Below are 19,434 nucleotides of genomic sequence, written 5' to 3'. Positions count from 1 at the left end.
CACGGCAGGCACGCACCACCCGACCGCCATCGCGGTCGGACGACAGATCTCGATCAGCAGAGGAACGAACGACCATGAACAAGTACGTCTCGAGAGGGCTCTGGTTCACCCTCTTCGTCGGCGGCCTGACGCTCGGAGGGGCGTGCGCGGCGAACGCTGCCACGACCTCCGGTGACGACGGCCTCCTGTCCGGCACCCAGGTCGCACCGTCGATCAGTGCGCCGGTGTCCGTCTCCGGGAACGCCCTCGGGGTGCTCGGCGACGCCGTCTCCACCGCCGCACCGGCTCCGGCGGCTCCGGCCGCGTCCGCCCCGACGGCACCTGCACTGGCCCCGGCGCCGGTCACCTCGGGCTCGGACGGCATCGCCTCCGGGACCCAGGTCGCACCCGTCGTCACGGCGCCGGTCCAGGCGACCGGGAACGCGGTCGCCGTCGCGGGCGACGCCGCTGCGACCGCGCCGACGCCGGCACCCGCTCCGGCTGCGTCTCCGGCTGTGACGACGTCCGGCTCGGACGGTGTCGCGTCGGGCACCCAGGTCGTCGGTGACGTCACCGCTCCGGTGTCGGTCTCCGGCAACGCCGTCGGGGTCGTCGGTGATGCGGAAGCCGCTCCGGCGACCGCTCCGGCCCCGGCGCCCGCTCCGGCCCCGGCGACGAGCAGCCCGGCGGCAGCGGCCGCTGAGCCGGTGACGTCCGGGTCGGACGGCATCGCCTCCGGGACGCAGGTCGCCCCGGTGGTGTCCGTCCCGGTGACCGTCAGCGGCAACGGCATCGGCGTGCTCGGTGACGGGTCCGCGACGGGCACGGCGCCGACCGCCGGTACAGGCTCGGCTCCGGCCCCGACCTCGGGTGGCACGACGTCGGGTGACGACGCGGTGCTGGGTGGCACGCAGGTGTCGCCGGTCGTCGACCTGCCGATCACGATCGGTGGGAACGGCATCGGCGTCGTCGGTGACGGCACCAGCACCTCGATGCCCGGTACCGGCACCAATCCGGGCGCCGGCTCGGCTCCGGCCCCGACCTCGGGTGGCACGACGTCGGGTGACGACGGCGTGGGTTCCGGGACGCAGGTCGCCCCGGTCGTGTCCGTCCCGGTCACGATCGGTGGGAACGGCATCGGCATCGTCGGTGACGGCACCAGCACCACGACCCCGGGCGCGGGCTCGGGCACGGGTTCGGGCACGACCCCGACCGCGGGTGGCACGACCTCCGGTGACGGCGGCCTGCTCGGTGGGACGCAGGTCATCCCGGTGATCAGCGTGCCGATCACGATCGGCGGGAACGGCATCGGCATCGTCGGTGACGGCACCAGCACCACGACCCCGGGCACGGACCCGGGTACCGACCCCGGAACGGACCCGGGTACTGACCCGGGTACCGACCCCGGCACAGACCCGGGTACCGACCCCGGAACGGACCCGGGTACGGACCCGGGTACCGACCCCGGCACGGACCCGGGCACGGACCCTGGAACTGACCCGGGCACCGACCCCGGCACGACCGTGCCCGGCGGCACCACTCCCGGCACCTCCCTGCCCGGCGTGACCACCGTCCCGGTCGCGACCACGGACGTCACCGCGGCCGGCGCGGTCGTGGCGACCGGTGCCTCCCGGCCGACCGTGTCGGCATCGACGGGTACGGCGACCGCTCCTGCGGCGGCTGCGCAGCCCGGGCTCGCGTACACCGGGGCCGGCTCGCAGACGGTCCCCGCGGGCATCGCGTTCCTGCTCCTGCTCCTGGGCGCTGGCATGCTCCTGCTCCGCAAGCGCACCGCCTGACACCAGGGGGTCGGAGGGGCGTCGTCCGCGGCGCCCCTCCGACCCGTGTCCGCCGACCGGGCGCGACTGTGGACGGACTGGAGCATCCCTGGGAGTGATCAGTGCCCAACCTGTGTGCAGTGGAAGCGGTTCCGAGGCTGTGCGGCAGTGGTGCGGGGCCACGATGAACCCGTGCTCCACGAACTCCTCCGCGTCCCGATCACCGGCAGCAGTCTGCTCGTCCCGGTGTACGTCATCGCAGCCGTCCTCGCCGGATGGGTGCTGATCGGTCCGCGGCGGGAGCGACACCGACTCCGCCGCGCCGCGGTGCGCGTCGGGGGAGCCGCGGTCGGAGCCGCCGTCGGCCTCGCCGCGGTGTGGTGGACCGGCGACGTGCAGGACGACTTCGGCGTGCAGTTCACCCCCGTCACCCGGATGTGGATCGCCTTCGCGTTCGCCGGTGTGGCACTGCTGCTCGTCGTGGCGGTCCAGGGCGGGTGGCTCGCGCGGGTCCTCGCCGTCGCCGCCGCCGGTGCACTCGTGCTGTCGGCGGGTCTCGGCGTCAACGTGGACTTCGGCTTCTACAAGAACATCGAGCAGGCCGTCGCCACCAACCCCTACCCGACGCGGGACCTGCGGACAGTGGACGGTACCGGCTCGCACCTCGAGGTGGACGCGGCGGACTGGCACGCCCCGGCCGGCATGCCGTCCAAGGGCGAGACGATCAGCGTGAAGATCCCCGGCACGGTTTCGCACTTCCGGGCGCGCAAGGCGGTGGTCTGGCTCCCGCCGGCCGCGCAGGTGGCCGACCCGCCACGGCTGCCCGTCATCGTCGCGCTCTCCGGGCAGCCCGGGCAGCCGGCCGACATGTTCCAGACGGGCGACCTCGGGAGCTTCCTCGACCGCTACGCCGCCGCGCACCACGGCCTCGCACCGATCGTCGTCTCGCCGGACCAGCTGGCGGCGCCGAACCGCAACCCGATGTGCGTCGACTCCCGCCGCCTCGGCCGGAGCGCGACCTACGTGATGACCGACACGGTGCACTGGATCGAGCACCACCTGCCGGTCGCCACCGGCCCCGGAGCCTGGGGCATCCTCGGGTTCTCCCAGGGTGCGACCTGCACGATGCAGTTCTCCACCGAGCACCCCGACGTGTTCGGGACCGCCCTCGCGATCTCGAGCGAGCTCGCCCCCGTGACGGGCAACGCGCACACGAGCACCGAGCTGGCCTTCGGCGGCTCGACGGCGGCGTACCGCGCCGCGGCACCGGTCGCGATCATGGCGGCACACGGGCAGTACCACGACCACCTCACCGTCTTCGGTTACGGTTCGATGGACGCCCCCTACCGGGCGTCGACCGAGACCCTGCACGCAGCAGCGGTCCGCGCGGGCATGCAGACGCAGGTCATCGTGTCGCCGGGATCGGCCCACGACTGGAACACCGTCCGGTACGTGCTCGCGCACGGACTGCCGGTCGTCCTGGCACACCTCGGTCTCCCGCAACAGGACGGTGCGCTGTGAGCAGGATCGGATCAGGAGCGGCCGCCGTGTGGTCGCGTGTCGTGCGGTCGGTCCGGCGGTACCCGGTCACCGCCGTCGTCTTCGTCCTCGTGCTCCTCACCTCGGTCGCCGGTCTCGTCGTCCGCGTCGTCGGGCGCACCGGAACCCTCGACGCGGTGCCCTTCGGGCCCTTCCGGGTCTTCGCCGTCACCACCGGGGTGCTGGCACTCGTGCTCACCCTCGCCGGGGTCGTCGTGCTCGTCGGGGCGTCGGAGCGACTCATGGGCGGCCGGAGGACGGCGCTCGCGTTCGTCGTGACTACCGTCGTCGGCACGGGTCTCGGCGCCCTGACCGCGCTCGTCGACCAGGACGGCCGCCAGGTCGGGAGCCTGCTGCTCGGACGCGCCACGAGCTTCGATCCCTGGACCGCGCTGGTCGGGACGATCGTCACCGCGAGCGCCTTCGCCGGTCCGCTCTGGCGCCGACGGATCCGCGTCAACGCCGTGGCCGTCGTCGCCGCGCTGCTGCTCTACGCCGGACACGCCTCCGACCTCTACGCCACGCTCGCTACCGCGGCGGGCTGGCTGCTCGGTGACCTGCTCCGTCGCGGTCCCGCCCGGCTCGGGTGGACCCGGAGCTCGCACCGCGAGACGCGCGTCCTGCTCGGCACCGTCGTCCTGGTGTCCGCGGTCGGACCGGTCATCGCGCTCGTCTCCCGCGCCCGGGTCGGGCTCCTCGCCCCGCTCGCGGCCGTCGTCGGCACCGGGCCGGTCACCCCGGTCCACGGCTGCCACGCGGACAGTGCGTCGGGCGAGTGCCTCCGGGGACTCCTGGCGTACCGGGCCACCGACCCGTGGACGCTCGTGCTCGCGGTCGCGCCGCTCCTCGTGCTCCTCGTCGCCGGACTCGGGCTGTTCCGGGGGAGCCGGTTCGCGGTCTGGCTCGCGGTGGTCGTCGACGTGGTGCTCGCCGTCGCGGCCGCGGTGACGTACGGGCTCCTGCCCGCCGGGGCCGCGAAGCTGCACGGCGCCGAGAACCGCTTCGTGGTCACCGTCTCCGTGATCGCGTCGGTCGTCGTCCCGCTCGCGACCGCACTCGTGCTCGTGCTGCTCCGCCGGTCCTTCACGGTGCTGCCGGCACGCCGACGCGTCGTCACCTTCGCCGTCGTCGTCCTCGGCGCGCTCGTCGTCGTGACGACCGTCGTGCTCGTCACCGCGGCCTCGACCCGCGAGACGGTCGCAGACCCGCTGCGGCTCGTCGTCGCCGCGCTCGGCCCGCTGTCACCCGTGGTGTTCTGGGACCGGCTGGCCACCCTCGACCCCGCACTGCGCTTCGTGCTCGGGGCCGCGGGACCGGTGCTCTGGCTGGTCGTCGCCGGCGCCGCCGTCCGGCCGACCGGCGCCGTGGAACCCGACGCGGACGCCGACGGGCTGCGCGAGAGCCGGCTCCGCGCCCGGACGCTGCTCGAGGCCGCCGGCGGTGACACCTTCGGGTGGATGACGACCTGGCAGGGCAACGCGTACTGGTTCAGCGACGACGGCCGCGCCGGCGTGGCCTTCCGCCGCAACGGTCGGGTCGCGGTGACGGTCGGTGGTCCCTTCGGGTGGCCGGACGCGCGCGACGCGGCGATGGTCGACTTCGCCCGGTGGTGCGACGACAACGGCTGGACGGCCGTGTTCTACGGGATCGGCGCCGAGGCCGCCGGCACGCTCACCGCGCAGGGCTGGGAGACGCTGCCGGTCGCGGAGGACGCCGACCTCGACCCCCGCACCTGGACCACGAGCGGCAAGAAGAAGCAGGACGTCCGCACCGCCGTGAACAAGGCGGACCGCGAGGGCATCACCGCACTGTGGTCCTCGTGGCAGGACCTGCCCCCGGCGACTGTGCGGCAGATCGAGGCGATCTCCGAGGAGTGGGTCTCCGAGCGGGAGCTGCCCGAGATGGGCTTCACGCTCGGCGGTGTCGACGAGATGCGGGACCCTGCCGTCCGGACGCTCGTCGCACTCGACCCCGAGGGCACCGTCCTCGCGGTCACGAGCTGGCTGCCGAGCCACCGCGCCGGCAGGGTCGTCGGGTGGACGCTCGACGTCATGCGCCGCACGGCCGCCGCGCCGAACGGCACGATGGAGTTCCTCGTCGCCAGCGCCGCACAGCGCATGCGGGAGGACGGTGTCGAACGGCTCAGCCTGTCCGCGGCACCGCTCGCGCAGTCCGCCGAGGGTGCCCCCGCCGGCGAGGGCGTGCAGGACCTGCTCGACCTGGTCGGTGGCGTGCTCGAGCCGGTCTACGGCTTCCGCTCGCTGCTGCGCTTCAAGGCGAAGTTCGGCCCCGAGCTGCACCCGCTCGTGCTCGCCTACCCGGACCCGGTGGCGCTCCCGGCGATCGGGGTCGCGGTCGTGCGGGCCTACCTGCCGGACCTGTCGCTGCGGCAGGCGGTGGCGCTGGTGCGCGGCCGGAGCTGACGCCGGTCAGGACGGGTGCGCCCGTCGCGCACCGCACCCCAGGGCGGACGGGAGGCTCGACGCGCCTCCGCCACGCGCCTCCCGTCCGCCCCGTGGTCGGCCCCGGGCCGCTCCTCCGTCACCGGGCGCAACACCCCGGACGGACGTCCGACGTGTGGGGTATCATTTCAGTCACGCAAGCGCTCCGGGGTCGGTGCAAGTCCGAACCGGTGGTGACAGTCCACGAGCTGACGCAGGGTGCGAACCCCGCCTATGTTGACCCGGCGGAACTCCGGGACCGACGGTGAGAGTCCGGACGGGAGGAAGCGCTGGCGGACAGGACGTGCCCTCGTACGCGGGGTGCCACGGCCCGTCCGTCCATGCCGACGACCGTCGAGCACCCCCGGAGTCCCGTTGAGAGGACACCAGTGTTCACCGGCATCATCGAGGAACTCGGCACCGTCACCGCCGTCGAGCAGCACGGCGACTCCGTCGCGCTCACCGTCCGCGGCCCGAAGATCGTCGCCGACGCGCGGCACGGCGACTCCATCGCCACGAGCGGCGTCTGCCTGACCGTGGTCGAGCAGACCGACGAGACCTTCACCGCCTTCGTCATGAAGCAGACCCTCGACATGAGCGCGCACGGAGCGCTCACCGTGGGGGACCGACTGAACCTCGAGCGCGCAGCCTCGGTCGGTGACCGACTCGGCGGCCACATCGTGCAGGGGCACGTCGACGGCACGGCCACCGTGCTCGAGACCGCCGACGGTGACGGCTGGCGGCGTGTCCGGTTCTCGCTCGCCCCCGACCTCAGCCCGCTCGTCGTCGACAAGGGCTCCGTCGCGATCGACGGCGTCTCGCTCACGGTCAGTGCGGTCTCCGCCGAGGACACCCCGCCCTCCGACGCCTGGTTCGAGGTCAGTCTCATCCCGGAGACGCTCGAGGCCACCACGCTCGGCTCCCGTGTGCCCGGCGACCGGGTCAACATCGAGACCGACGTCCTCGCACGGCACGTCCGCCGGATGCTCCGGCTCGACGCCGCGACCGCACCCGTCGTGGAAGCCCGGTGAGCGCCGTCGACGTCCCGCACGCCGAGCAGGCGGCCGGGCCGATCCTGTCGAGCATCGAGGACGCGGTCGCGGCGATCGCCGCGGGTCGCCCGGTCATCGTCGCCGACGACGAGCACCGCGAGAACGAGGGCGACGTGATCCTGGCCGCCGAGACGGCCAGTCCGGAGTGGGTCGCGTGGACGGTCGCGCACTCGTCCGGGTTCATCTGCGCCCCGGTCAGCGCCGAGATCGCCGACGCGCTCGACCTCCCACCGATGGTCGCGCACAACGAGGACGTCCGCGGCACCGCCTACACCGTGACCGTCGACGCCGCCGTCGGGGTCACGACCGGCATCAGCGCGCACGACCGGGCACGCACGCTGCGGGTGCTCGCCGACCCGACCTCGGTCCGTGACGACCTGCACCGCCCGGGACACGTCGTCCCGCTGCGGGCCCGACCCGGCGGCGTCCGTGAACGTGCCGGGCACACCGAAGCCGCGATCGAACTGGTCACCGCAGCCGGGCTCCGGCCCGCGGCGGCGATCTGCGAGATCGTCGGCGAGGACGGCGAGATGATGCGTCTGCCGGGTCTCGTCGAACTCGGGGCGCGCGAGGGCGTGCCCGTCATCACCATCGCCGCGCTCGTCGAGTGGCTCGACGCGGCAGACCGGGCGGCGGCGGAGTCCGCACCCCAGGAGGGAACGACACGATGAGCGGAGCAGGAGCCGCCGAGCGCGACCACGTCGACGGATCGGGGATCCGGGTGGCGATCGTGACCGGGCAGTGGCACGAGACGATCGCCGGGGGTCTCCTTGCCGGAGCCCAACGCGAGGTGCAGCGCCTCGGTGCCACCGCGCAGGTCGTCCCGGTGCCGGGGAGCTTCGAGCTGCCGGTGGTCGCCAAGGCCGCGCTCGAGAGCGGGTTCGACGCGGTCGTCGCCCTCGGGGTGATCATCCGCGGGGGCACGCCGCACTTCGAGTACGTCTCGAGCGCTGCGACGGACGGCCTGACGACCGTCGCACTCGAGACCGGCAAGCCCGTCGGGTTCGGCGTGCTGACCCTGGACGACGAGCAGCAGGGCATCGACCGCGCCGGTCTGCCCGGCTCGAAGGAGGACAAGGGCGCCGAGGCTGCGCACGCCGCGGTCGCCACCGCCGTGTCGATCCGGAGCCTGCGCCAGATGGCCTGACCGGTTCGGTCGCGGGAGGCCGGACGCGAGCACGCCGCACAACCCGAAGCACCTTGCACCACCGATTTCCGTGGCGCGAGGTGCTTCTGGTTGTGCTGCAGCAGCCGAAACCACGAACCGCCCGCCCGCCGGCTCGGGCGACGCGCAGCGCCCGCACCGACGACGACGGCCCCGCATCTCGTCGTGAGGTGCGGGGCCGTCGTGGTACGGCTGGTGTTACTTCTTGCCGAAGACGTGGATCGGCAGGAAGAACGAGAGGCTCATGAGGACGAGGCCGCCCATGAAGACGAACGCCTGGCCCGACTGCACCTGGAACGCGAACCCGAACAGGTACATCGACACCAGCAGCAGCAGGATCGAGAAGAAAGCGGCGATGACGCGGCCCACGGTGGTACCTCCGGTTCGAGCGGGTGGATCGTGACCAGTCTATCCCCAGGAAGGAGCGGACCGGTTCACGGACGGCCGGGAGACGCCGAGGTCAGGCAGCGGGCCGCGTCGCGATGAGCCGGTCGACGACCGCGAGCAGGGCGTCCATGTCGACGGTGCCGCGGTTCGGGCGGACGTCGGTGGCGATCGCCGCACCGAGGGACGCCTGGTGGTAGAGCCCGTCGCCGAGCAGCTTGACCGCCTGTGCCGTGGGGACGTCGCCGAGGGCGTCGACCAGGGTCTCCAGCCATGCGTTCTCGGTCTCGTCCAGGGTGCGACCGGCCTCCTCGTACCCGGCCTGCTGCAGCCGGCTGGCCGCGAGGAGGGCGAGGTCGAGCTCGCTCCCGACGTAGAGGCAGTTGCGCACGAAGTACCGCGCGGCACCGTCCTCGGCGTCGCGCATGCGGTCCACGTCGATGGCGGACAGGTCGGACAGCCGCTCGCAGAGTCCCTCGACCAGGGCGGCCTTCGACCCGAAGTGGTAGAGCAGTCCGCCCTTCGAGACACCGGCGCGCGCGGCGACGGCGTCGAGGGTCGCCGGACGCTCGCCCTCCTCGCACACGATGGCGACGAAGCTGTCCAGGACACGGTCTCGGGCACTTGCCATGCGGACGAGTCTAGGGAACCGTCCGGACCGTGACGACCGCGGTGTTCCGTGAACGTTCACGAACGGCTTGTCCGGCAGCATCCGCGCGGCTAGCGTCGCCGTGACCGTGAAGGTTCACGACAGGAACAGGATCCGCATGTCAGCGCAGACCGCGACCCCCGCCAGCACGCCCGACGACCGCACCGGGACGGACGGCTCGGCGACCCCGGCCCCGACCGCAGCGGGCTGGGCCGTCCTCGGCCCTGGCGGCATCGCCCGCCGCTTCCTCTCCCAGCTGCCCGCGAGCACCGGCACCCTCGTGGCCACCGGGAGCTCGTCGACCGACCGGGCGCAGGCGTTCGCCGACGAGGCCGTCGACCACGGCTTCGCCGACGTCCGTGCGGGGGAGTACGACGCCGTGCTCGCCGACGCCGCCGTCGACGCGGTGTACGTGTCGACCGTGCACACCGGCCACGCCGACCTGGTGCTCCGCGCCCTCGACGCCGGCAAGGCCGTGCTCTGCGAGAAGCCCCTCGCGCCGAACCACGGCACCGCGATGGCCCTGGTCGACGCGGCACGCCAGGCCGGACTGCCGCTGGTCGAGGCGTACATGTACCGCTTCCACCCGCAGACCGCGGCCCTGCTCGACCTCGTGCGCGAGGGCGTCGTGGGTGAGGTCGTGCACGTCGACGCGTCCTTCGCGTTCCGCAGCGGGGAGCGCAGCGGTCGGCTGTTCGACGTCGCCACCGCGGGCGGTGGGATCCTCGACGTCGGCGGGTACCCGGTGACCATGGCCGCCGCGGTCGTGCAGGCCGCCACGGGCGTCGCCGTCGCCGAGCCCGTCGAGCTGACCGCCACCGGCACCCTCGGGCCGACCGGCGTCGACGAGTGGACGGTCGCGCACCTGACGTACCGCGACGGCACCACCGCGAGCGTCCGCACCGGCGTCCGCGTGCAGGACGAGAACACCGTCACCGTGCACGGCACCCGTGGGCGCATCGTGCTGACCGACCCGTGGACGCTGTCGGCCGACCCGAGCATCACCGTGCACACCGTCGACGAGGACCCCCGCACGCTGTCCTTCGCCGGCGCGCAGCCCTACGCCCTCGAGGCCGACGCGACCACGGCGGCGCTGGCGTCGGGCGCGGTCGAGGCCGCGCAGATGACCCTCGACGAGACCCTCGCCACCGCCCGCACCCTCGACCGCTGGCGCGCCGCGATCGGCCTGCGCTACCCGTTCGAGGCCGAGACCGCCGACGTGCCGACGGTCAGCGGACGACCCCTGCGCGTCCGCGACGACGCCCCGATGCGCTACGGCGAGGTCCCCGGCGTCGGCAAGCGCATGTCCCGCCTGGTGATGGGCGTCGACAACCAGCCCGACCTCGCCCACGCGAGCGCGATCTTCGACATGTTCGTCGAGCAGGGCGGCAACGTCTTCGACACCGGCTACATCTACGGCGGCGGGGTCCTCGAGGGGCGGCTCGGCCGGTGGATCCAGAACCGCGGCATCCGCGACGACGTGGTCGTCATCACGAAGGGTGCGCACACCCCGTACTGCGACCCGGAGTCGTTGACCCGGCAGCTGCTGGAGAGCCTGGAGCGCCAGGGCACCGACCACGCGGACATCTACATGATGCACCGCGACAACCCGGACGTCCCCGTCGGGGAGTTCGTCGACGTCCTCGACGAGCACCGCCGTGCCGGCCGGATCCGCGTCTTCGGCGGCTCGAACTGGACCCCGGCGCGCTTCGACGAGGCGAACGCCTACGCGGCGGCGAACGGCAAGCACGGCTTCGAGGTCCTCAGCAACCACTTCGGCCTGGCCGAGGCGTACGACGTGCCGTGGGACGGCTGCGAGCACGCGACCGACCCGTCGTCGAAGCGCTGGCTCGAGGAGCGCCAGGTCCCGCTGCTGCCGTGGTCGTCGCAGGCCCGCGGGTTCTTCACGGGTCGCGCCGCCCCGGACGACACGAGCGACGCCGAGCTGGTGCGTTGCTACTACTCGGACGACAACTTCGAGCGCCTCCGTCGCGCGCGGGAGCTCGGCGAGCAGTACGGCGTCCCGGCGACGGCGATCGCCCTGGCGTACGTGCTGCACCAGCCGTTCCCGACCTTCCCGCTCTTCGGACCGCGCACGATCGCCGAGGCACGGTCCTCGATGACGGGGCTGTCCGTCGAGCTCAGCCCGGAGCAGGTGGCGTGGCTGGACCTGCGCGCCTGAGCCGCACCGTCGGCCCGGCCCCGGCCCGCGCCACGATCCACGACGTCGCGGCCGCGGCCGGGGTCTCCCGTCAGACGGTCACCCGGGCCGTGAACGGCCTGTACGGCATCAGCCCGGCGACGAAGGAGCGCGTGCTCGCGGCGGCCGCGGCGCTCGACTACCGTCCGTCGCGCTTCGGCCGGGGGCTCGTCACGGGCGGGGACCGGCAGCTCGGGCTCGTCGTCGACGACCTGCGGAACCCCTACTCGCCGGAGCTCGCGGCTGCGGTGCTCCGGCTCGCCGCCGGGCGCGGGTGGGACGTCATGCTGGCCGACGCCGGGCTCGCCGGCGACTCCGACCGCGCGGTCCGGGCGCTCGGGGTGCAGACGGACGTGGTGATCGGCTACCTCGGTGCCCGGGCGCCCGAGCTCGTCGAGCACCTGGGGTCCGTCCCGGTGGTGGAGCTCGACCCCGCGGGCGAGGTGCTCCGCGGGGCGGTCCGGATCGACCCGACCCAGGCCGTCGAGGACCTCGCCGACCACCTGGTGGAGACGGGGGTCCGGCACCCGGTGATCGTCGACGCGTCGGACACCGGACGACCGAGCGGTCGTGGTCGGCTCATGCTCGAGGCCCTCCGGCGTCGCGGGTACCTGCCCGAGATCGCGATCGCCGAGGCCCCGACCTCGGAGTTCGGCGCGGCGATGACGACGAGGGCACTCGAGCGGTTCCGTCGCGTCGACGCGGTGCTCGCCTTCAACGACCTCATGGCGCTCGGGGTCCTGGGCGCCTGCCGACGCGCCGGGGCGGACGTGCCGGGGAACGTGCGCGTGGTCGGTGTCGACGGTCTCGCGCTCGGCACGCTGGTCGCCCCGACCCTCACGACCCTCGCGGTGGACCTCGACGCCGTCGCGCGCGAGGCCCTCGACCTGGCCACCGGCATGCTCGCCGGCGACCTGCCGCGCTCCGGCCCGACCGTGCAGCGCACGGTGCGCCACCGGTTGCTGGTGCGCGAGTCCGCCTGAGCGACCCGGGCCCGTCGGGGGGAGCGCAGCCGGACGGGAGGCCCGTGGCGACGCCGCCACGGGCCTCCCGTCCGGCCGTTGGTTGCACTTGCAACCACAACCGTCCAGACGGTACACTTACGGAGTCCTGACGGGGCGCGTGACCACTTCCGCGTCCCGTCTCGTCTGCCCCACCGAAAGTGTCCGCCGTCGACCTGGTCCGGCTCGTTCCCCAGGGAGTCACCGTGTCCGCTCTGCTCACCAGCCCCGTCGCCACCGCCGTCACCGGCAGCCGCGCCCGACGGTTCGCGGCCCTCGCCGTGCTGATGCTCCCGGTGCTGCTCATCTCCGTCGACAACACCGTGCTGAGCTTCGCGCTGCCGACCATCGCGCGCGCCCTCGACCCGAGCGCGACGACCCAGCTCTGGATCGTCGACGCCTACCCGCTCGTGCTCGCCGGTCTGCTCGTCGTGATGGGCAGCATCGGCGACCGCATCGGGCGTCGCCGAATCCTCGTCGTCGGTGCGACCGGCTTCGCGCTGCTCTCCGTCGCCGCGGCCTTCGCGACCGAGGCCTGGATGCTCGTGGCCGCCCGCGCCGTTATGGGCGTCTTCGGGGCGATGCTCATGCCCGCCACGCTGTCGATCATCCGCAACGTCTTCGTCGACGCGGGGGAGCGGCGCATGGCGCTCGCCGTCTGGTCGACGATGTTCGCGGCCGGCAACGCCCTCGGCCCGCTCGTCGGCGGTGTGCTGCTCGCGCACTTCCACTGGGGTGCGGTGTTCCTCGTCGCGGTGCCGATCCTCGTCGTCATGCTCGTGGCCGTGCCGTTCACCGTGCCGGAGTCGCGCGACCCGCAGCCCGGTCCGGTGGACGTCCCGAGCATGCTCCTGTCGCTCGGTACCCTCGCCCCGACCGCCTGGGCGATCAAGTCGGTCGTGCACCCGGAGGAACGCGGCTTCGCGATCGCGGCCCTCGCGGTCGGCGTGCTCTGCGGCATCGCCTTCATCCGCCGGCAGCTCCGCTCCCGCACCCCGATGCTCGACCTCCGGCTCTTCCGGAGCACCGCGTTCACGGGCAGCGTGCTCATGAACATGGCGGCGATGTTCTCGCTCACCGGGTTCCTGTTCTTCATCGCGCAGCACCTGCAGCTGGTCGCCGGGCTCGACCCGTTCACGTCCGGCCTGGTGCTCGTGCCCGGATCGGTGCTCACCATCGTCGCCGGACTCGTCGTCGTGCCGATCGTCGCCCGGGTCGCCCCGCGGTGGGTCGTCGCCGTCTCCCTGACGTTCTCGGCCGCCGCGTACGCGATGGTCTCGGTCCTGGGACACCACGCGTCGATCGTCGCGCTGGCGTTCGCGTTCGTGCTGCTCGGCATCGGCATCGGTGCGTCGGAAACCGTCACGAACGACCTCATCATCTCGACGGCGCCCGCGGACAAGGCCGGTGCGGCGTCGGCCGTGTCCGAGACCGCGTACGAGATCGGTGCCGTGCTCGGCACCGCCGTGCTCGGGACGATCCTGGCGACCGCGTACCGGACGCACGTGGTGGTGCCGGACGCCCTCGCCGGCTCGGCGCGGACGGCTGCGCAGGAGACCCTCGGCGGCGCGGTGTCGGCGGCGGCGGACCTCGGTGGCACCGCCGGGCAGGCACTGCTCGACAGTGCCCGTGCCGCGTTCGACTCCGGCGTGACGATCACCGGCGCGGTGGCGGCGGCGCTCATGCTCGTCGCGGCGGCCGCCTCGGTCGTGATGCTCAAGCGCGACTGAGCCGGTCGTCCGGCGCGCCCGGGATCGGACGAACCTGGGAATCGCTGACCGGAACCCCGGTCGAGGTCCTACGTTGGGAGGTGGCCGCGCAGCCGCGGCCGGACCCACCCGGAGGAACACCACGACTGCCATGCCCGACGACACCCCGGCCACCATCGCCGACGCGTACAAGGCCGCCTTCCGCGGACACCCCGCCGGTGTCGCGGTCATCACCGCCGAGGGGCCCGACGGTCCGACGGGCCTGACCGCCTCGAGCGTCGCGAGCGTCGCGGTCGACCCGCCCGTCCTCGTCTTCTCGCTCTCGACGAAGTCCGGCTCCGCCGGTGTCGTGCTCGGCGCCGAGGTCTTCGTGGTGCACCTCGTCGACTCGCTCAGCGTCGGCCTCGCCAAGCGGTTCGCCGCGACCGGCAGCCCCGCCGCCGACGACCCGATGTGGGGCACGCTGCCGACCGGTGAGCGGTACCTGCCCGCCGCCGCGACCGCACTGCGCTGCCGCCCCCGCTCGACGACCGAGATCGGCTCGTCGACGGTCGTCGTGGCCGAGGTGCTCGACATCGCCACCGGGACCGACCGCGGCGAGCCGCTGGTCTACCACAACCGGGAATTCCACTCCCTCTCCGACCGTTCCCGGCTCTCGTGAGCCGCGGAGCACCGTTCCGCCAACCACCGATCGAAAGGACCTCAGATGGCTGAGTACACCCTGCCGGAGCTGCCGTACGACTACGCAGCGCTCGAGCCGCACATCAGCGGCAAGATCATGCAGCTGCACCACGACAAGCACCACCAGACCTACGTCACGGGTGCGAACACCGCGCTCGAGCAGCTCGCCGAGGCCCGCGAGTCGGGCAACCTGGCGAACGTGAACAAGCTCGAGAAGGACCTCGCGTTCAACCTCGGTGGCCACGTCAACCACTCGATCTTCTGGACCAACCTCGGCCCGGACACGAAGGTCCCCGAGGGTGAGCTCGCCGCGGCCATCGACGAGTTCTTCGGCTCGTTCGAGAAGTTCCAGGCCCAGTTCACCGCCGTCGCCACGGGCATCCAGGGTTCCGGCTGGTCGGTGCTGGCGTGGGACCAGGTCGGCCAGAAGCTCACCACGTTCCAGCTCTTCGACCAGCAGGCCAACGTGCCGCTGGGCGTCGTGCCGATCTTCATGCTCGACATGTGGGAGCACGCGTTCTACCTCGACTACCTCAACGTCAAGGCGGACTACGTCAAGGCCGTGTGGAACATCGTCGACTGGGAGAACGTCGCGGCTCGCTTCGCGAACGCCAAGTCGCAGTCGTTCGTCACCCTGTGACGCGGCTGCCGGTCACGTGGTGACCGGCTGACGGACGGGAGGCGCGGTGCCGGCTGGCACCGCGCCTCCCGTCCGTCGTCGTGCGGGTCCGGTCCGTCGTGGCGGGGGCCAGCCGCGGTGGCCGGCCGTCGTGTGCGACCGGTCAGGCGGCGGCGAAGCGGACGGCCGACGCGAGGTCCTGTGCGATCGCGCGCAACGCGCCGTCGACGTCCGACCGGTCCGGGTCGACGAGGGCACTCCACTGGGCACCGCGAGCCGCGGCCACCGCGGCGCGTGCGGTCCGGTCCGCGTCCGCCTCGCACCGACCGTGTGCTCGGCACCACGCCGCGAGCTCGTCGACCCGGCGACGGTGCAGCCGCAGCTGACGGTCGCGGCCGTCGAGCCCCTCGACGCACCCGAGCTCGAACGTCAGTCGGGCGGCGAGGCGCCGCTCCGGGGTGTCGAGTCCGCCGAAGACGGCGAGCAGGTGCTCGGTGAGTCCGCACGGGTCGGTGGTCGGGTCCAGCGAGCGGTCGTGCGCGGCGGAGAGGTGGTCCACGACGGCGTCGATCAGCGCCTCGCGCGAGCCGAAGTGGTACACGATCGGGTACGCACTCGTGCCGAGCACGCGGCCGAGGCTCCGGACCGAGGCGTCCTCGAGCTTGGTGTCCTGCAGGTGCCGGGCGACCTTCGCGACGATCGCGGGCTTCAGGGTCGGGTCGGGTCTCCTGGGCATGGTGTCTCCGGCGGGGTCGAGTGATCGGTCGGCGACCGTGCGGACACGATCACCTGAAATGTTAGCGGATCACCCGCCTACGCGCCCGAAGTCACTGCTCGGCGCGCTCCGGTGTGACCATCAGGGTCTGCACACGGCCGGCCGCGAGCGGGGCGAGCCGGATCTCGACCCGCAGGCGTCCGGCGCTGCCGGGGATCCACCAGCGGAGGTGCGACGGCACCGCGGACAGCTCGTCCACCGGAGCGGCGGCGAGGTCGGCACCGACGGCCTGTGCTCCCTCGACCACGGCGCGGCGCCGGACGACCCACGGCCGGTCGAGGGGGACGTTCGGCGTGCAGACGGCCGCGCCGAGGTCTGCTGCGGTGTCGTCGTCGACGGTCGGGTCCGCCCAGGCCCGCAGCAGCGTGGTGACGGCCTGCCGCGCGGTGTGCGTGGCAGCCGCGGTCCGACGGACGCCCGGTGCCGCTGCCGTCGCGCTCGTCGCGGTCGCGGTGGTGCTCGTGTCGGTCGCCGTCGCGCTCGTTGCGGTCGCCCGGGCGTCGAGTGCCTCGCCGAGCAGCAGGTCGAGCGCCCGTTCGGCCGGCGCCGACACCTTCGCCTGCGTGGCGTTCTCGAACGCGACCACCCCGAGGCCGTGCTCCGTCGACCACCGGACGTGTGCGGAGAACCCCGGGTAGCCGCCGGAGTGCGAGACGATCTCGCCGGCGCGGTCGTCCTGTTCCACGAACAGCCCGAATCCGTACGCCGTCGGTCGCGTCGCCGTGGGCACCACCGTGGGCGGTACGATCCGCATCGCCTGCTGCATCGCGCGGCGGTCGGCGGGGGAGACCGGCCCGTCCTCGGGGGCGGTGGTGGACGCCGAGGCGAGGAACCGCGCCCAGCGCGCCAGGTCACGCACCGTCGAGAAGAGTCCGCCGATCGGCGAGAAGGCACCAGGCCCGGTCATCGGCTGCGGGGTCCACGCCTCGTCGTCGTGGCGCTGACCGGTGACGACGAAGCCGCGCGCCTCGGCGGCGCTGAACACGGTGTCCGTGAGCCCGAGCGGCCGGAGCACGCGGTCCGACACCACCCGGGTGTACGGCGCGTCGGCGGCGTGTGCGATCGCGCGGCCGAGCAGGGCGTACCCGGTGTTCGAGTAGGCGAAGCGGGTGCCGGGCACGGAGTCGAACAGCAGTCCCGCTCGGAGCACGGCGTCGAACGCGTCGTCGTCGATCGACTCCTGCCGGTCTGCCCACGGGTCGTCGGTCGGCAGCCCGCCGGACATGGTCAGGAGCATCCGGAGGGTCGGCACCGGCGAGTCGGGCGACGGCAGGTCGACCTCGGCGAAGGCGGGGACGGACGTGGTGATCGGGTCGTCGAGGGCGACCCGACCGTCGGCCACCAGGGTCAGCAGCGTCGCGGCCGTCACGCTCTTCGTGCACGAGGCGATCCGGTACACCGTGTCGGCGTCGGGCGCGCGGCCGTCACCGCGGTCGCCGTGCCCGCCGGTGGCCACCAGACCGTGCCGGTCGAACACGCCCCACACGCTGCTCGGGGCCACCCCGTCGGCGACGCGCGCGGCGAACAGGGCGTCGACCTCGGCGAGGACCCCGGTCGAGGGCGTCATGCCCGGCGCATCCGGTCGTAGGCGTCGAGCGCACGCTGCCGCGAGGCCTTGAGGTCGACCATCGGTTCCGGACGCTCCTCGTCCGCGGGCACCCAGCGGCGGACGTACTCCTTGTGCGGGTCGAAGCGCTCCATCTGCCGGTCGGGGTTGAACACGCGGAAGTACGGCGCGGCGTCGAAGCCGGAGCCCGCCACCCACTGCCAGTTGCCCGCGTTGTTCGCCGGGTCGGCGTCCACCAGGGTGTCCCAGAACCACTGCTCGCCGATGCGCCAGTCGACGAGCAGGTTCTTCACGAGGAAGCTCGCCGCCGCCAACCGGACGCGGTTGTGCATCGCCCCCGAGTGCCAGAGCTCCCGCATGCCGGCGTCGACGAGGTCGAAACCGGTCCGGCCGTGGCGCCAGCGGTCGAGCTCGTCCTCGTCGACGTCACGCCACGGGAACGCGTCGAACTCGCGACGCACGTTGACGGTGGCGATGTCGTCGCAGTGGAAGTACTCGTTCCAGTTGAACTCCCGCCACGCGAGCTGGCGGAGGAACGCCGGGGCCTGACGGCGCTGCTCGGGCTCGAGCTCGCCGTGCAGGCGGTGCCACACCTGGTAGGGGCTGACCTCGCCCCAGCGCAGGTGCGGGGACAGGTCGCTGGTGGCCGCCATCGCGGGCTCGTCGCGCTGGTCGTAGTCCTCGAGCGCGTCGTGCACGAACTGCTCGAGCTTCCGGTGCGCACCCGCCTCGCCGGGCTCCCACGCGTCGCGGAGTCCACCGGCCCAGTCGGGCTTCGTCGGCAGCAGGGCCCAGTCGTCGAGGTCGTCGGAGTCGACGTCCGCGGTTGCCGGCAGGTCGCGCGGCTTCGGCAGCGGGTGCCGCGGCTCGGGCATCGCCTGCGCCGCACGCCAGAACGGGGTGAAGACCTTGAACGGTTCGCCCTGTCCGGTGAGGACCGTCCAGGGTTCCCAGAGCAGGTTCGCCGCGAAGCTGTGCGCCTCGGTGCCGTCGTCGGTCAGGGCGCTCTTGATGCCCGCGTCGAGGTCGCGCTCGACCCTGCCGTACCGCCGGTTCCAGTAGACCGCGTCGGCGTCGGCCTGCGCGACGAGCTCGGGGATCACCCGCGCAGCACCGCCGCGGCGCAGGACGAGCCGCGAGTCGCGGTCCCGCAGTTCGGCGTCGAGGGCGGCGAGCGAGTGGTGGAGCCACCAGCGGCTGGCGGCGCCGACGGGGCGGATGCCCGGTGACTCCTCGTCGAGCACGACGACGACCGTGACCGGTCCACCGTGGTCGATCGCCGCACGCAGGGCGGGGTTGTCGGCGAGCCGGAGGTCCTCGCGCAGCCAGACCAGTGCGCCGCTCACGCGGACACCGCCTGGGTCGCGCGGGGGCGTCGGTCCGAGGCTCCGGCCGCAGTGCGCAGCTTGGTGCAGAGCTCCGTCAGGGTGCGGAGCTCGTCGTCGTCCAGCCCCGCACCGACCTGGTCGGCGATGGTCTGCGCGTGCTGCACCGCGACCGAGCGGTAGACGTCGAAGCCGTGCGCCGTCAGGGCGACGATCACGCCGCGCGCATCGGACGGGTCCGGCTGCTTCTCGACGATGCCCCGTGAGGCCAGGCGGTCCACCAGGCGGCTGACGCTCGGCTGCGTCAGGAGCAGGTGCCCGGTCAGGTCGCGCATGCGGCAGCGTCGTCCGGGCTGCGTCGACAGGTTGAAGCAGACGTCGTACTCGTTGAAGGAGATCTCACCGCCCGGGAAGTCGGCGTTGAGTGCGCGCATCACGGTCACCTGCGCCCGGAACAGGGCCTCCCATGCCGCGACGGCGGTCGCCTTGTCGCTGCGGCGTGCGTCGTCCACGGTCGTCGTCCCTCCGGTCGTACGGTCAACCCACACTACCGACGGCGTGCGACGCCGG

General features: G+C 73.2%; 16 protein-coding genes, 1 pseudogene and 1 riboswitch. Of the genes and pseudogenes, 11 read left to right on the top strand and 6 right to left on the bottom strand.

The genetic code is table 11. The annotated features are described in order from the left end of the window. Nucleotides 1–74: 74 nt before the first annotated feature. The 6 genes and pseudogenes from ACIPEQ_RS09695 to ribH all read left to right on the top strand — a co-directional run bounded on the left by ACIPEQ_RS09695 (nucleotide 75) and on the right by ribH (nucleotide 7,936). The gene (locus tag ACIPEQ_RS09695; RefSeq protein WP_402714966.1) at nucleotides 75–1,778 is read left to right on the top strand and encodes a hypothetical protein; all 1,704 of its coding nucleotides are present in this window, start codon (nucleotides 75–77) and stop codon (nucleotides 1,776–1,778) included. A gap of 171 nt (nucleotides 1,779–1,949) precedes the next feature. Further along, the gene (locus tag ACIPEQ_RS09690) at nucleotides 1,950–3,278 is read left to right on the top strand and encodes an alpha/beta hydrolase (protein WP_402714965.1); all 1,329 of its coding nucleotides are present in this window, start codon (nucleotides 1,950–1,952) and stop codon (nucleotides 3,276–3,278) included. Beyond that, entirely contained in the window at nucleotides 3,275–5,719 is a 2,445-nt protein-coding gene (locus ACIPEQ_RS09685; RefSeq protein WP_402714964.1) for a bifunctional lysylphosphatidylglycerol flippase/synthetase MprF, read from the top strand. Before ACIPEQ_RS09690 ends, ACIPEQ_RS09685 begins: the two co-directional genes overlap by 4 nt. A gap of 177 nt (nucleotides 5,720–5,896) precedes the next feature. Next, a riboswitch (FMN riboswitch) is annotated at nucleotides 5,897–6,030 on the top strand. Nucleotides 6,031–6,126: 96 nt separating this feature from the next. After that, the gene (locus tag ACIPEQ_RS09680) at nucleotides 6,127–6,768 is read left to right on the top strand and encodes a riboflavin synthase (RefSeq protein WP_402714963.1); all 642 of its coding nucleotides are present in this window, start codon (nucleotides 6,127–6,129) and stop codon (nucleotides 6,766–6,768) included. Between the two features lie 41 nt (nucleotides 6,769–6,809). Continuing rightward, a pseudogene (gene ribB / locus ACIPEQ_RS09675) lies at nucleotides 6,810–7,436 on the top strand (3,4-dihydroxy-2-butanone-4-phosphate synthase); the annotation flags it as partial. Nucleotides 7,437–7,456: 20 nt separating this feature from the next. Further along, complete coding sequence (ribH, locus tag ACIPEQ_RS09670) at nucleotides 7,457–7,936, top strand: 6,7-dimethyl-8-ribityllumazine synthase (protein WP_402714962.1); 480 nt, start codon at nucleotides 7,457–7,459, stop codon at nucleotides 7,934–7,936. A 216-nt stretch (nucleotides 7,937–8,152) separates the two neighbouring features. Here ribH and ACIPEQ_RS09665 read toward each other — a convergent pair whose 3' ends face one another. Beyond that, complete coding sequence (locus tag ACIPEQ_RS09665; protein WP_153257430.1) at nucleotides 8,153–8,323, bottom strand: hypothetical protein; 171 nt, start codon at nucleotides 8,321–8,323, stop codon at nucleotides 8,153–8,155. A gap of 91 nt (nucleotides 8,324–8,414) precedes the next feature. After that, complete coding sequence (locus ACIPEQ_RS09660; protein WP_209678596.1) at nucleotides 8,415–8,969, bottom strand: TetR/AcrR family transcriptional regulator; 555 nt, start codon at nucleotides 8,967–8,969, stop codon at nucleotides 8,415–8,417. Nucleotides 8,970–9,105: 136 nt separating this feature from the next. Between ACIPEQ_RS09660 and ACIPEQ_RS09655 the strand changes: the two genes are divergently transcribed. The 5 genes from ACIPEQ_RS09655 (at nucleotide 9,106) to ACIPEQ_RS09635 (ending at nucleotide 15,218) form a co-directional block, all read left to right on the top strand. After that, nucleotides 9,106–11,169 (top strand): aldo/keto reductase, encoded by a 2,064-nt coding sequence (locus ACIPEQ_RS09655; RefSeq protein WP_402714961.1) that lies wholly within the window; start codon nucleotides 9,106–9,108, stop codon nucleotides 11,167–11,169. Beyond that, the gene (locus ACIPEQ_RS09650; RefSeq protein WP_402714960.1) at nucleotides 11,148–12,170 is read left to right on the top strand and encodes a LacI family DNA-binding transcriptional regulator; all 1,023 of its coding nucleotides are present in this window, start codon (nucleotides 11,148–11,150) and stop codon (nucleotides 12,168–12,170) included. The genes ACIPEQ_RS09655 and ACIPEQ_RS09650 overlap by 22 nt, the downstream gene beginning before the upstream one ends. Nucleotides 12,171–12,394: 224 nt before the next feature. Further along, the gene (locus tag ACIPEQ_RS09645) at nucleotides 12,395–13,918 is read left to right on the top strand and encodes an MFS transporter (RefSeq protein WP_126890909.1); all 1,524 of its coding nucleotides are present in this window, start codon (nucleotides 12,395–12,397) and stop codon (nucleotides 13,916–13,918) included. A 130-nt stretch (nucleotides 13,919–14,048) separates the two neighbouring features. Continuing rightward, complete coding sequence (locus ACIPEQ_RS09640; protein ID WP_250368276.1) at nucleotides 14,049–14,558, top strand: flavin reductase family protein; 510 nt, start codon at nucleotides 14,049–14,051, stop codon at nucleotides 14,556–14,558. Nucleotides 14,559–14,603: 45 nt separating this feature from the next. After that, the gene (locus ACIPEQ_RS09635; protein ID WP_058725055.1) at nucleotides 14,604–15,218 is read left to right on the top strand and encodes a superoxide dismutase; all 615 of its coding nucleotides are present in this window, start codon (nucleotides 14,604–14,606) and stop codon (nucleotides 15,216–15,218) included. Nucleotides 15,219–15,360: 142 nt separating this feature from the next. Here the strand turns inward: ACIPEQ_RS09635 and ACIPEQ_RS09630 are convergent, their stop codons facing one another. From ACIPEQ_RS09630 to ACIPEQ_RS09615, 4 genes are all read right to left on the bottom strand, one after another. Then, entirely contained in the window at nucleotides 15,361–15,933 is a 573-nt protein-coding gene (locus ACIPEQ_RS09630) for a hypothetical protein (RefSeq protein WP_402714959.1), read from the bottom strand. A 91-nt stretch (nucleotides 15,934–16,024) separates the two neighbouring features. Then, nucleotides 16,025–17,539 (bottom strand): serine hydrolase domain-containing protein, encoded by a 1,515-nt coding sequence (locus ACIPEQ_RS09625; protein WP_402714958.1) that lies wholly within the window; start codon nucleotides 17,537–17,539, stop codon nucleotides 16,025–16,027. After that, nucleotides 17,536–18,885 (bottom strand): cryptochrome/photolyase family protein, encoded by a 1,350-nt coding sequence (locus ACIPEQ_RS09620; protein WP_402714957.1) that lies wholly within the window; start codon nucleotides 18,883–18,885, stop codon nucleotides 17,536–17,538. The genes ACIPEQ_RS09625 and ACIPEQ_RS09620 overlap by 4 nt, the downstream gene beginning before the upstream one ends. Continuing rightward, nucleotides 18,882–19,376, bottom strand: coding sequence for a MarR family winged helix-turn-helix transcriptional regulator (locus ACIPEQ_RS09615; RefSeq protein WP_250368558.1), 495 nt, complete (start codon nucleotides 19,374–19,376; stop codon nucleotides 18,882–18,884). Before ACIPEQ_RS09615 ends, ACIPEQ_RS09620 begins: the two co-directional genes overlap by 4 nt. Nucleotides 19,377–19,434: the final 58 nt, after the last annotated feature.

Origin of the sequence: Curtobacterium sp. NPDC087080 (genome assembly GCF_044745105.1) — a bacterium.
In the GTDB taxonomy this organism is placed as follows: Bacteria; Actinomycetota; Actinomycetes; order Actinomycetales; family Microbacteriaceae; genus Curtobacterium.
The sequence above is the reverse complement of the archived record's forward strand: the minus strand, read 5'-3'. Positions and strand labels throughout refer to the sequence as shown.

What these genes read in the sequence shown, in the direction of transcription:
- ACIPEQ_RS09655 (WP_402714961.1), top strand. Translation starts at nt 9,106, where the DNA reads ATGTCAGCGCAGACCGCGACCCCCGCCAGCACGCCCGACGACCGCACC.
- ACIPEQ_RS09635 (WP_058725055.1), top strand. Translation starts at nt 14,604, where the DNA reads ATGGCTGAGTACACCCTGCCGGAGCTGCCGTACGACTACGCAGCGCTC.
- ACIPEQ_RS09630 (WP_402714959.1), bottom strand. Translation starts at nt 15,933, where the DNA reads ATGCCCAGGAGACCCGACCCGACCCTGAAGCCCGCGATCGTCGCGAAG.
- ACIPEQ_RS09660 (WP_209678596.1), bottom strand. Translation starts at nt 8,969, where the DNA reads ATGGCAAGTGCCCGAGACCGTGTCCTGGACAGCTTCGTCGCCATCGTG.
- ACIPEQ_RS09640 (WP_250368276.1), top strand. Translation starts at nt 14,049, where the DNA reads ATGCCCGACGACACCCCGGCCACCATCGCCGACGCGTACAAGGCCGCC.
- ACIPEQ_RS09625 (WP_402714958.1), bottom strand. Translation starts at nt 17,539, where the DNA reads ATGACGCCCTCGACCGGGGTCCTCGCCGAGGTCGACGCCCTGTTCGCC.
- ribH (WP_402714962.1), top strand. Translation starts at nt 7,457, where the DNA reads ATGAGCGGAGCAGGAGCCGCCGAGCGCGACCACGTCGACGGATCGGGG.
- ACIPEQ_RS09695 (WP_402714966.1), top strand. Translation starts at nt 75, where the DNA reads ATGAACAAGTACGTCTCGAGAGGGCTCTGGTTCACCCTCTTCGTCGGC.